Annotated in this window: 11 protein-coding genes; 3 read left to right on the top strand and 8 right to left on the bottom strand. The window is 39.4% G+C overall.

The genetic code is table 11. The features are described from left to right. The first annotated feature begins 534 nt into the window (after positions 1 to 534). The 3 genes from ACDF53_RS03385 to ACDF53_RS03375 all read left to right on the top strand — a co-directional run bounded on the left by ACDF53_RS03385 (position 535) and on the right by ACDF53_RS03375 (position 4,770). On the top strand, positions 535 to 1,302 hold the full coding sequence (locus tag ACDF53_RS03385; protein ID WP_370815486.1) for a methionine synthase: 768 nt from the start codon (positions 535 to 537) through the stop codon (positions 1,300 to 1,302). Between the two features lie 49 nt (positions 1,303 to 1,351). Further along, positions 1,352 to 3,787 carry a homocysteine S-methyltransferase family protein gene (locus tag ACDF53_RS03380; protein ID WP_370815485.1) on the top strand — a complete coding sequence of 812 codons (2,436 nt, stop codon included), beginning with the start codon at positions 1,352 to 1,354 and terminating at the stop codon, positions 3,785 to 3,787. Between the two features lie 125 nt (positions 3,788 to 3,912). Further along, a complete protein-coding gene (locus ACDF53_RS03375; protein ID WP_370816185.1) occupies positions 3,913 to 4,770 on the top strand; it encodes a methylenetetrahydrofolate reductase in 858 nt (285 codons plus the stop codon). Positions 4,771 to 4,895: 125 nt separating this feature from the next. Here the strand turns inward: ACDF53_RS03375 and rsmG are convergent, their stop codons facing one another. The 8 genes from rsmG to rpmH form a co-directional block, all read right to left on the bottom strand. Continuing rightward, positions 4,896 to 5,648, bottom strand: coding sequence for a 16S rRNA (guanine(527)-N(7))-methyltransferase RsmG (gene rsmG / locus ACDF53_RS03370; protein ID WP_370815484.1), 753 nt, complete (start codon positions 5,646 to 5,648; stop codon positions 4,896 to 4,898). Between the two features lie 876 nt (positions 5,649 to 6,524). Next, positions 6,525 to 8,396 (bottom strand): tRNA uridine-5-carboxymethylaminomethyl(34) synthesis enzyme MnmG, encoded by a 1,872-nt coding sequence (gene mnmG, locus ACDF53_RS03365; protein WP_370815483.1) that lies wholly within the window; start codon positions 8,394 to 8,396, stop codon positions 6,525 to 6,527. A gap of 45 nt (positions 8,397 to 8,441) precedes the next feature. Continuing rightward, positions 8,442 to 9,827 carry a tRNA uridine-5-carboxymethylaminomethyl(34) synthesis GTPase MnmE gene (gene mnmE, locus ACDF53_RS03360; RefSeq protein WP_370815482.1) on the bottom strand — a complete coding sequence of 462 codons (1,386 nt, stop codon included), beginning with the start codon at positions 9,825 to 9,827 and terminating at the stop codon, positions 8,442 to 8,444. A 187-nt stretch (positions 9,828 to 10,014) separates the two neighbouring features. Continuing rightward, positions 10,015 to 10,812, bottom strand: a complete 798-nt coding sequence (gene jag / locus ACDF53_RS03355) for an RNA-binding cell elongation regulator Jag/EloR (protein WP_285364845.1) — start codon at positions 10,810 to 10,812, stop codon at positions 10,015 to 10,017. 8 nt (positions 10,813 to 10,820) lie between these two features. After that, on the bottom strand, positions 10,821 to 11,489 hold the full coding sequence (locus tag ACDF53_RS03350) for a YidC/Oxa1 family membrane protein insertase (protein ID WP_024066050.1): 669 nt from the start codon (positions 11,487 to 11,489) through the stop codon (positions 10,821 to 10,823). Positions 11,490 to 11,659: 170 nt separating this feature from the next. Next, positions 11,660 to 11,881: a membrane protein insertion efficiency factor YidD gene (gene yidD, locus ACDF53_RS03345; protein WP_012865047.1), complete on the bottom strand. Its 222-nt coding sequence runs from the start codon at positions 11,879 to 11,881 to the stop codon at positions 11,660 to 11,662. Positions 11,882 to 11,931: 50 nt separating this feature from the next. Continuing rightward, positions 11,932 to 12,291: a ribonuclease P protein component gene (rnpA, locus tag ACDF53_RS03340; RefSeq protein ID WP_105089992.1), complete on the bottom strand. Its 360-nt coding sequence runs from the start codon at positions 12,289 to 12,291 to the stop codon at positions 11,932 to 11,934. 79 nt (positions 12,292 to 12,370) lie between these two features. Continuing rightward, positions 12,371 to 12,505 (bottom strand): 50S ribosomal protein L34, encoded by a 135-nt coding sequence (gene rpmH, locus ACDF53_RS03335; RefSeq protein WP_004692946.1) that lies wholly within the window; start codon positions 12,503 to 12,505, stop codon positions 12,371 to 12,373. Positions 12,506 to 13,045 lie beyond the last annotated feature (540 nt).

The following is a 13,045-nucleotide window of genomic DNA, read 5'->3' as shown; positions in this document are numbered from 1 at the left end:
AATATTTTGCTTTAAAAACAACTAAAAAAATGCAATTAAACTTATTAAATTAAATAAGCCAATAAAGATATCTAAATTATCATAACAACTGATCGCGAAATTTAATTAAACGTTTCAACTAATAATTAAAAATCAACACCAAGACACAATTTAATATACTGAGTAAAATTTACAAACAAAACGATTAAATTGTTTCACGTGAAACAATCTAATATAAAGTAGTAAGATTATTAAGTAAATATAACAGCGCAAAATCTCTATAACATTATCATTAATAACTTTTAGGATTAAAATACAATTTGATATAGCTTCAAGTTATATCAATATACAACTAAATTATATGAGAATACAGGTCTTATAAGCTTTGACAGGCATTATCGATATCTATATACTATTAATTAGATAGTAATTATATTTATAGGCGTAAAATCAGTAAACTTTAAGTTTTAACTGATCTATATACAATATACTAAAGATTAAGTACACGCTCTACGGATACGCAGAGCTTTTTATTTTTGAAGAGGAGGCGTTTCCATGCCCATTTATAACGGAATGCTTCCTGCAATCGATAAAGCAGAAGTAAAACGATACGCAGGACTTCGTCATGCAGAGGATTTTCCGCAACAATATGTGGACGAAGCATGTAAAGAAATTCAATTATTAGCTACACCTAAAGGTGTATATCAAGAATACGATTATGATGCTGAAACAAAGACAATTTTGAGCAATCCACCGCTTAAGATTGAAGGTTCCATCATTGAAAAACACTTAGAAAAGTCTACAAAAGTCTATGTATTAGGCGTAACAGTAGGCGAAGATGTAGAAATTCGCAGTGAACAGTTATTCAAACAAGGTAATTACACTGTAGGTTTGTTACTTGATGCAGCGGCTACAACAGCAGTAGAACAAGTAGCAGATCAAGTAAATGAAGTTATCAATACAATTGCAAAAAAACAAGGCTATAAACCAACATGGCGTTTTAGCCCTGGATATGGTAACTGGCCATTAGAAATTCAACCACAACTAGCTAAAATCATCAAAACAGAGATGATTGGCTTACAAGTAACAGAGAACTATTTATTGTTCCCACGTAAGTCTGTAACAGCTATCATTGGTTTGATGCCAGCTAACGAAGACATCAAAACAAAACGTGGTTGCACATCTTGTTCCCAAAAGGATTGTGCATCTCGTAAACTACCAGAAAAGGCAACTGTAACGTCTAATAACGAAGGCGAAGAGGGCTGTAACAAAACAACAGCTGAAGCCTCTGGTATCGCTATGAAAGGCCAACCAACAGAATAATGTTTCACGTGAAACATTGTAAATTTTAGGATGATAAAGGAAGATGTTTATGTATATATTTGACGGTGCTATGGGCACAATGCTTCAAGCTGCAGGCTTAGAAGAGGGCTATTGTCCAGAATTATTTAACGTAGAAAAACCAGAAGTAGTAAAGAATATTCACGCTCAATACTTACAACACGGCAGTGATGTTATCACTACAAATACATTTGGTGCTTGTGGTCTTAAATTAGAAGATTACGACTTACAAGATCGCGTAAGAGAAATTAATATTGCCGCTGTAAAGGTAGCAAAAGATGCTATTGCAGAGGTTAAACCATCTGCTCGTGTAGCTGGTTCTATGGGTCCTACAGGTCGTTTCTTACAACCATTAGGCAATATGAGTTTTGACTCTATTTATGACACATACCGTGAACAAGCAGATGCATTGATTGAAGGTGGCGTAGATTTCATTATCATTGAAACTATCATCGACGTACAAGAAATGCGTGCCGCTTTATTAGCATCTCTTGACGCTCGTGAAGCAGCAGGGAAGACAAAAGAAGATGTACAAATCATCTGTCAGTTTTCTTTCAGTGAAGACGGTCGTACCATTACAGGTACGCCACCTGCAGTAGCAACTACTATTGTAGAGGCTATGGGTGCTGATATTATCGGTATTAACTGTTCTCTTGGACCTGAACAAATTACACCACTTATTGAGGAAATCGCTAGTGTTACAAACTTGCCAATTAGCTGCCAACCAAATGCAGGCATGCCTCAATTAATTAATAAACAAACTGTATTCCCACTTACAGCAGAAGAAATGGGTCCATTGATGCTTCCAATCGTAGATGCAGGCGCAACCTATGTAGGTGGTTGCTGTGGTACAACACCAGCTCATATCCAATCTATTTCTGACGCTGTGAAAGCACATACACCTAAAGAACGTGCTCATATTGAACCTAAAACAATCATTACGAGCCGTACTAAATTGTTAGAATTAGGTCACAACACAAAACCACTTATTATTGGTGAACGTATCAATCCTACAGGCCGTAAAGTGCTTGCTCAAGAGTTACGCGATGGCTCTTTCATCCGTGTAAAACGCGATGCGTTAGACCAAGTAGAAGCAGGTGCCGACATCCTCGACGTAAACATGGGCGTAGCAGGCATGGATCAAACTCCATTGATGGAGCGTGCTATCTTCGAATTATCCATGCTTGTTGAAACTCCATTATCTATCGATACATTGGATCCAGTAGCTATGGAAGTAGCCCTTAAAAACTACCCAGGCCGTGCTCTTATCAACTCCGTAAATGGGGAAGAGGAGTCCATCACACACGTTATGCCATTGGCTAAACGCTATGGTGCTGCATTGCTTTGCTTGCCAATCTGCAGTGGTGACTTACCTGAAAAAGCAGAGGACCGCGTTGCTTTAGCTGAAAGCATCGTAAATCGTGCTTATGGTTATGGTCTTCAACCACACGACTTATTACTCGACCCATTGGTGTTAACACTTGCCAGCGGTGAAGATAGTGCACGCCAAACATTACGTACATTACAGCTATATAAAGAGAAATTTGGCTTCCCAACAGTAATGGGCTTGTCCAATATCTCCTTCGGTATGCCACAACGCCCTTACTTGAACGGCCAGTTCTTAACAATGGCTTTAGCATGTGGCTTAACAACACCAATTATGAACCCTCTAAACTATCCAGCGAAGAAAGCGTTCGTATCTAGCACTACATTATTAGGTTGGGACCCAGGTTCTGCTCAATTCATCAAAGAATATGGCTACGAAGACGAAACAAGTGCTCCTGGCAATGCTGCTCCAAAAGGTCCTGAAAAGAAATCCTTCGATAGCAATGATCCACTCGCTAATATCCGTGCTTGCGTAGAGCAAGGGGAAAAAGAGGCTATTATAGATCTTGTAAAAAAAGCCTTAGCTGATGGAATTGATCCATTAGACCTTACTAAAAAAGGTCTATCTGAAGCGATGAATGTGGTAGGGGATAAATTCGGTTCTGGTAAATTATTCTTGCCACAAGTAATGCTCGCTGCTGAAACGATGCAAGCTGCTTTCAACACCATTAAAGAAATTATTCCTGCTAGTGAAAGTTTAGATAAAGGTACAGTCGTAGTAGCAACAGTTAAAGGCGATATTCACGATTTAGGTAAAAATATCGTAGCGGCCTTACTTGAAAACAATGGTTATAAAATCGTCGACCTTGGTAAAGACGTTGATCCAGAAGTCATCGTTCAAGCTATTAAGGACAACAAAGCCGCTCTCGTTGGTATTTGTTCCTTGATGACTACAACAATGCCTCAAATCGACAATACTATCGCTGCTATCCGCGCTGCAGGCCTTAATACTAAGGTTATGGTTGGTGGTGCTGTAGTATCTCAAGACTACGCAGACCAAGCGGGCGCAGATATCTACGCTAAAGACGGTATCGCTGCCGTTAACCACGCAAATGATTACTTTGAGACATTAGAAAAATAATTTCTGATTTACATGACACAAAACAAGGTGAAGGCTCGTCTTAAAAACTTATTTTAATGGTGAAAACCACTTAAAAGATTAAACAAGATAAGCTTTCACCATATGTATAGATCAAGAGGTACATGATGACATTAAGAGAGAAACATCAACAAGGGAAATTCACCATTACTGTTGAATTAGACCCACCAAAGAGCAGTTCTGCTCAAAAAGTATTTGATCAAGCAGCGCGTTTAAAAGGGAAGGTTGATGCTATTAATATCGCTGACAGCCCTATGTCTAAGATGCGTATGAGCCCAATTTCCTTGTCCTATTTATTGCAACATAATGAAGGCATTGAAACTATTTTCCATCTCACATGTCGCGACCGCAACATCATCGGCTTGCAATCCGAATTACTTGGCGCTGCAGCACTTGGCGTAAATAATATCTTAACCCTTACTGGTGACAAACCAGATAATGGAGACCATCCATTTGCACAATCCGTTTTCGAAGTAGACTGCATGGGCTTACTAAATATCGCTAAAACTTTGAATTCTGGCAAAGACTTAGCAGGTAATGACTTAGATGAGCCTACAAACTTCTACATCGGTGCAACTGGTAACCCCGGTGCTCCAGATTTAGAAATTGAACGCCAAAAATTGGCTGCCAAAATCCATAATGGTGCGCATTTCGTACAAACACAACCAATTTACGATTTAGAACAAGCAAAACGCTACATCGATAAGATGTCTGAATTCGATGTACCTATTATGCTCGGTTTAATTCCACTTAAAAGCTTCAAAATGGCTACATATCTACACGAAAAAGTGCCTGGGATCAACCTTACTCAAGAAATCCTAGACCGCGTAGAAAAGGGCGGTAAAGAAGCGGGTACAGAAATCGCTATCGAAACATTGGAACAAATCAAAAAAATTGCTGCAGGCGTACATATTATGCCTTTAAACGATATCGATACAACATTACATATCATTGATCACGTATAAGATATCGCTTAATAGGCAATGGGAAAGAGAAAGAGAAAGAGGATGCAAATCTAAGATTTGCATCCTCTTTTGTATAGGTATCAATTGTTTTCTATTATCAGCTATAACGAGATAGCACTAATAAGTTATACTAACGGTTTGTCTTTAATTTCTTTTGGTTTACGTGGGTATTGTTTAGGTGTTTTACCTGTTTTCTTAATGTACAGGATTGCTCGTTTATCATCCAAGGTTGGAAGTGTATCAGTACGTACTTCTTCAATCTTTGCTTTTAATGTGCTAAGGGCTTTATTGGATTCTCCCACTTCTTCTTCGTAGATAGCACCTTTTAAGGCAATAACGTAGCCACCTTCTTTAACATATGGCACAGTCCATTCTAAGAGAATAGGTAAACGTGCCACTGCACGACTCGTAGCGATATCGAAGCTTTCACGGTAATCTTGATGACTAAGATCCTCTGCACGGCCATGTAAAGTAGTACAGTTCGTCAACTGTAGCTCATCCATAACGGATTCAAGGAAGGTAAGACGTTTTTTCAAAGAATCAAACAGCGTAACCTTAAGGCTACGGTCATAGATTGCCAACGGAATACCAGGGAAACCAGCACCAGTGCCAACATCGATGATAGACATGCCTGATTTAATGATATTTGGATCGTAGCAGGAGAGGGAGTCGATCATGTGCTTCACTACAACCTCTTTCATATCTGTAATACCGGTGAGGTTGAGATATTTATTTGTTTCAATCATGCGCGCGTAATACACATAAAAATCCTTCGCCTGCTCTTCCGTACAAGGCAAACCAAATTGGCTCATTTGCTCCATCATATATGAAACAAATTCAGACTCACGTGCAATAGGCACATCGTATTTTTCTTTCATAAGTACTCCTAATAAATTATCAGATATTTATATGATTGTAAAAGTAAACAACACATAGTTAGAAAATCTCATGTCATATGGTAGATCATATAAACAAATCCAGGTAATCATCAATATATAAGATAGTAGAATAGTATTTCTTATTTCAAACCCTATAAAACTCAGAAATTTGCGTTCTATGGCGTTTTTAACCTATTTTATATAAGTTTATATACGAAAACTAATAAAATGACTATATAAGCGAAATATTTAAGTCATTTTTCTTTATATTATAGCATATTCTCAATTTATTCTCATTTACAAACCAAAAATATAGGACCTGCGTAACACAAAATAGGGTAGGCGAGAAATGTTATACCTGCATTATCATTTAAAATAATTAATTGAGAAATCGGTCCATCTTTTTTTCAATTTCATCATTCATCTTTTCAGTAACCAAAACTCACGGTTTATTTCTAATTTATCATCATGAACTTTTCTTCACATATGGATTATTTTGTCTATTCTGAATGTACACTTGATGTACTTCTCTAGTGTACATATTTTAGTTATAGAATAATATATACTTTATAAATATACATATAAATATACAAATATTTACTGATATAGATCTCTATTACATATATAAAATAAAACTTGCTACTTGCTAATGAACTTATTTATAGATTACACTACCATTAATAGGGAGGTGGTACCCATGAAACAGAAATGTATGTGGCTATTATTTAAAATGGGCTTATCATTATTTACTCCAGACTATATGAGCAAAGGTCGAGAAATAGATGAACATCAAGAACGTGAAGCTCTATAACAGAAAAAAGCTAGTTAATCGTAACGATTAGCTAGCTTTTTCGATTATATGATTGCTTATCACAATTATTTACTTCGATTGTATTGTTCTAGTTGGATCAACAGTACAGATACATCCGCCGGGGATACGCCAGAGATGCGGCTTGCTTGGCCGATGGAGTGAGGGCGGATTTTATTAAGCTTTTGTTGAGCTTCAAGGGAGATGCCCTTAATTTGTGTGTAATCCCATTCTTTTGGAAGAATTTTTTCTTCTAATTTACGAACCTTGTCGACTTGGTCCATTTGCTTTTTGATATAACCTTCATACGTAATGGAGATATCAACAGCTTCTTCTACGTCAGGAGTATAGCGTTTTAAACCAAATGCATCGGCTACGATAGCGTAGGAAAGTTCATTACGTTTTACTAAATCATAAGCATGAATACCTGTTCTAATAGGTGCTGTACCTAAACTTTCAAGCAAAGCTTGCGTTTCCTTAGATGGATTTACAGGTGTATTTCGTAACATATCCATTGCTTCGTCAATAGCAGCTTTCTTTGCTGTAAATTTAGCCCAACGATCGTCTTTTACAAGACCAATAGCACGACCTTTTTCAGTAAGGCGCATGTCTGCATTATCTTGGCGAAGCAATAAACGATATTCACTGCGACTTGTCATCATGCGGTATGGTTCATTCGTACCTTTTGTTACAAGATCATCGATGAGAACACCGATATATGCTTCGGAGCGAGCAAGGATAAAAGGTTCTTTACCTTCAAGCCATAAAGCAGCATTAATACCAGCCATTAAGCCTTGTGCAGCGGCTTCTTCATAGCCAGATGTACCATTGGCTTGACCCGCAGAATAGAGGCCTTCAATATGTTTCACTTGAAGTGCTGGTGTCAATTGCGTTGGGTTCAAGCAATCGTATTCAATAGCATACGCAGGGCGCATGATTTCTACATGTTCAAGGCCTGGAATGGTGCGAAGGAATGCATATTGTACGTCCATAGGAAGGGAAGTACTCATGCCTTGCACGTACATTTCGTTTGTACTAGTACCTTCTGGTTCTACGAATAATTGATGGCGTTCTTTATCGGCAAAGCGCACTACTTTATCTTCGATAGAAGGACAGTAACGAGGGCCTACACCTTCGATTTTACCGCTATACATAGGGGCACGGTGAATATTGCTCGTAATGATTTCGTGCGTTTCTTTGTTAGTATAGGTCAACCAACATACGTCTTCATTGCGATTAATCCATTCATCCATAAAGGAGAAGGAGTGATGATGTGTATCGCCTTCTTGAACCTCCATATTTTCAAGGTTAAGCGTGCGTTTATCTACGCGAGCTGGCGTACCAGTCTTAAAGCGCATTAACTCAATGCCATTGTCGAGCAAGGATTGAGAGAAATGTTCTGCTACGCGTTGACCATTTGGGCCACCTACATAATCGATATCGCCGATGAGGATTTTACCTTTCAAATAGGTACCTGTACAAAGAATAACAGCCTTAGCGCCATAGAATTCGCCAAGTTCTGTTACGATACCTGTTACCTTGCCGTCCTCAACCTTAAGCTCCGTTACCATGATTTGCTTAACATTGAGGTTCTCTGTATTTTCAATGGTTTGTTTCATCAAATGTTGGTATTTGATTTTATCAGATTGGCAGCGCAAGGAATGCACTGCAGGGCCTTTACCCATGTTGAGCATACGCATTTGAATAGCCGTAGCATCTGCGTTAATACCCATTTGACCGCCTAAAGCGTCAAGTTCATAAACAAGATGGCTTTTACCAGGACCGCCAACGGCAGGATTACATGGCATAAGCGCAATGTTATCTAAACTGATAGTCGCCATCAACGTGCGATGACCCATGCGGGCAGCAGCAAGAGCCGCCTCACAACCAGCATGACCACCACCGATGACGATGACATCATAATTATCTACTGTGTACATATCAATTGAATTCCTTATATTTGTTACTTATTGTGAAAGTTTAAATCACTTACCAAGACAAAATCGACTGAATAGTTCGTCGATCATGCTTTCTCGGATGGTATCACCTGTGATGTCGCCTAGTAGTTCCCAGGCGCTGCGCAAATCGGTAGCGACAAAGTCCACCGGCATGCCCATGTCGATGGAGGAGAGGGCTTGTTCGACTTGAGCTTTTGCTTGTTCCATGAGGCTGATGTGGCGCACGTTACTGATCATGGCGTTGTTGTCTTGTTTTACACGACCGCCGTAGACGAGTTCTTGCACCCATTTAGAGAGAACTGCAGAGCCTTCGCCTTCTTTAGCACTGATGCGTTCGATAGCTGTAAAATTACCATGTTCTTTAATATTTTCGTCTGTAACAACTTGTGCCACATCGGACTTATTGAGGAGTACTATGGTGTTCAAACCGCTAACAGAGGTCAAAATTTCGATTTCTTCAAAGGTTAATGGAGTAGACCCGTCGATAACGCAGAGCACAATGTCTGCTTTATTAATATAATCACGAGCACGCTCCACGCCGAGGGCTTCTACCGTATCTTGAGTATCGCGAATACCTGCCGTATCGATGAGGCGTAGAGAGATGCCTTCTACGGTCATATATTCTTCAATACTATCCCGCGTCGTCCCTGGAATATCCGTTACAATAGCGCGGTTTTCACGCAAGAGAGCGTTCATAAGGCTCGATTTACCTGCATTTGGACGACCTACAATAACCGTCGTAATACCGTCGCGAATGAGGCGTCCCGTATTCGCTGTGGATAACAAATCATCCATAGCTTTCAAAATAGGCTGTAATTGATCGCGAACCTCTTGGCTCGTTACGTCCTCAATATCCTCCTCAGGATAGTCGATGGTTACCTCTAAATGAGCAATCATGGCGATGAGCTGTTCACGCACATCTTTTACAAAGGACGAAACGGTACCGTCTAGCTGAGATACAGCGAGAGAGAGGGAGTCCTCTGTTTTCGCTTCAATAATATCAATGATCGCCTCCGCTTGGGTGAGGTCGATACGTCCGTTCATAAAGGCGCGCTTCGTAAATTCGCCGGCTTCAGCCATACGCACATCGTGATTTACGAGCAATTTTAAGATTTGTCGAACCGGCACAATACCGCCGTGACACTGAATTTCTACCACATCCTCTGCGGTGTAAGAATGAGGGCCTTTCATTAATAACACAAGAACCTCGTCGATGGTCTTGTTCGTTGCAGGGTCCACAATGGTTCCGTATTGTATCGTTCTATTTTGGCGGTCCATCAAAGGAACGGTGCCAGCGCTCTTGAACAGGCTATTTACAATAGGAAAACTATCCTTGCCGCTAACACGAATAATACCAACCCCGCCGATGCCGGGCGGCGTCGCAATGGCCGCTATTGTATCATCTATATACATACATATCTCCGTATTTCGATTATCTAGTATTTGCTTTTGTATATGTTCTTCGCCTGTGAAAGTTAAACTAAACTAATCTTTGCATGCGAAGATTAACTTAGGTTAGCTTTCACCATAACCTAAAGAATAATGGGGGCAGCCCTCAAGCAACCGAGAATATCAGTCACTTGAAAGCTACACCACTATATTATTTTTTGTACGTAATCACAACGTGACGGAACGGTTCGTCCCCTTCACTGTTAGTAACAACGTTTTTATCCCCTTGAAGGGCAGTGTGAATGATTTTACGTTCAAAAGCATTCATCGGTTCTAAGGAAACCTTTTGACGGTTGCGTTTTACCTTAGAAGCCAAGCGTTTCGCGAGATTCACCAATGTTTCTTCTCGACGAGAACGGTAATTTTCCACATCTACAACGATGTGGCAGTGGCCAGATACATCCTTGTGTGCCACGAGATTTGTTAAGTATTGAATAGCATCCAATGTTTGACCATGTTTACCGATCAAAATACCTAAATCTTCGCCGTGTACTTGGAATGTAATCTTATCTTTCGTCATCATTTTTTCGATAACTACAGTGAGGCCCATTTGTGTAAACATATCATCGAGGAATTGTTTACCTTTTTCAGCAATTTCTTGTTGATCTTCTTTTGAAAGTTCCTTTTTAGAAGGTTTTTCTACGACATCATCTTCAGAAGTTTCAACTGCTGTATCTTGTACTTCTGTTTCACTTGTTGCTACTGGCTTGGAAGCAACAGCTACAGATTGTTCTTCTACATGAGCTACTTCTTCTTGCGTAGCAGTTTTAGCTACAGATGTGAAGAATAAGCGAACAACTGCTGGTTTACGACCAATGCCCAAGAAGCCATTAGAAGGTTGTTCCAAGACTTTAGTTTCTACCAATTCTTGGCCATCTTCAGCCAATTGAGCTACGCCTTTGGCAATGGCATCTTCAATGGTTTTAGCAGATACATCGATAAATTCCATAGTGTCTCCTATTTCTTAGCTTCTAAGCTTTTGTAAATGAAATGTTGTTGCACAAATTGGAATACATTGGATACGATCCAGTAAATAACTAATCCAGATGGGAAGTTAAGGGAGATGTAACCAATGAATAAAGGCATAAAGATTGTCATAATCTTTTGTTGTTGCGCAGCAGCACCAGTTGCACCGCTACTAGTTTGCTTGGACATAATCCATGTAGATAATGCACTCAATACTGGCAAAATGTACATTGGATCTGGTTCGCCAAGACTAGGAAGCCATAAGAATTGTACATAGTTTTGATCGTATGGATAGCCTTGTAAAGCATAGAAGATAGCGATCAAGAATGGCATTTGCACCAATAGAGGCAAACAACCAGCCAATGGGTTAACGCCCATTTCTTTGTACAATGCACCCATTTCCGCTTGAAGTTTTGCAGGATCGTTTTTGTATTTATCTTGCAATTCTTTCATGCGAGGCTGTAACTCTTGCATAGCCTTCATGGATTTGATTTGTTTTACAGTAAGTGGTGCCAAAACCGCTTTAATAACGATTGTTAAAAGGATAATAGCCACACCGTAGCTTGGATAGCCTACCATTTGAGTTAATTGGAACGCATAGGTTACCAATGTAGTCATCAATTCAACGATAGGGTGGAATATACTACTTAAGAATTCCATTGTTTCTCCTTTTTCTTACAGTCCGAAACCGTCCTTTGCGCATCCATATATCGTTATGGTATGGTCTAAATTTCATCCATACAGATGCTCAGGTATTTCCAAAACTATGCTAGATGTTTTTTGTGAAAGTTGCTTTCACAGAACGCAAAACCAGCCTAAACCCTCGTGGGTTAAGGAACTGGATCGTAGCCACCCTTGTGGAAAGGATGGCAGCGAAGAATGCGTTTTAAACCCATCCAGCTACCTTTCAAAGGACCATATTTTTCGATGGCCTGCAAAGTATATGTGGAACATGTCGGATAATAACGGCAACATCCAGGTTTTAAGGGAGATATGGCAAGCTGATAAAACCTAATTAAAAGTCGTAAAAGCATTGTTATACAGCGTTTCATGGAAACCTCCATATACACAAAAAAGGACCAAAGCCTTCTAACTTGTGGTCCTATTTATCATTTTGTATCAACAATTTGCTTTTTCGCAAAAGATACAAAATTTCCTTTTCCGCTTTTTCGTAGGTAGCGTTTTTCAGAGGGCCACGTCCAACAATTACGATATGATACCCTTCGCGTATGGAATGTTGATTGAGGCGATACACCTCTTTCATGAGCCGTCTAGCTCGGTTGCGCTCAACAGCACAACCAACCTTTTTGCCGGTTACAAAACCAATGCGCGTAGATTGCTTCGCCACGGGCATACGATAGAGTACACACATACGGCCTACTTCGTATTTACCGTGCTTATACACAAGGCGATATTCATTATTGTGCGTCAGTCGTCTTGCTTTATCGAGGCAATAATCCATATGCATTGTCCTTAAGTCCTAAGAATAGAAAAACTTGGCAGCAGCGCCAAGTTTTTTCTCCTGCCTAACAGCTATTATATTATGCAGATAAGCGTTTTCTGCCTTTTGCACGTCTTCTTTTTAAAACGAGACGGCCACCGATAGTTTTCATGCGTTCACGGAAACCATGGGTACGTTTTCTCCAAAGAGTATTTGGTTGGTAAGTACGTTTCATTAGTAAAACACCTCCTCGTCATTTTGTATTGTTTTACTTATACCATAACAGGGTAATTATAGAGTTAAAACGTAAATTTGTCAATCATTTAGGGCTATTCTGAAAGACTTTTATCATAGATTTTACTTAAATCCGATAGAACTTAAAACTGATACTACTTTTATAGGGGGAGGAATAGATGTGGTTTTCTCCCTCCATACTCATCGTAAGTCGGTCAAAAATCCACATCTATTCCTGCTCCTAACACACTCTAATGACTACTATAACACCTACCACCAGTATAAAAAGTAGTATCAGTTTTTATATCAAACCTAAAAGTCTTTCAGAATACGGATCTAAGATTTAACAAACCTTCCCTTTTAACCTCTTGAGGAGAAAGGGAAAATTGATGTAAACGTAACATCAATATCAGCAACACAAGAACTCACAACTCTAATATTTTTTATATAAAACAAATTTATGTTTTGATCTCTAGTTGGAGGAGGGGGAGGAATAGATGTGGTTTTCTCCCTCCATACTCATCGTTTCGGTCAAAAATCC

It is taken from the genome of Veillonella sp. (assembly GCF_041333735.1).
Taxonomy (GTDB): Bacteria; Bacillota; Negativicutes; order Veillonellales; family Veillonellaceae; genus Veillonella.
Note: the sequence above shows the minus strand (reverse complement) of the source record. Positions and strands in the feature narration are given on the sequence as shown.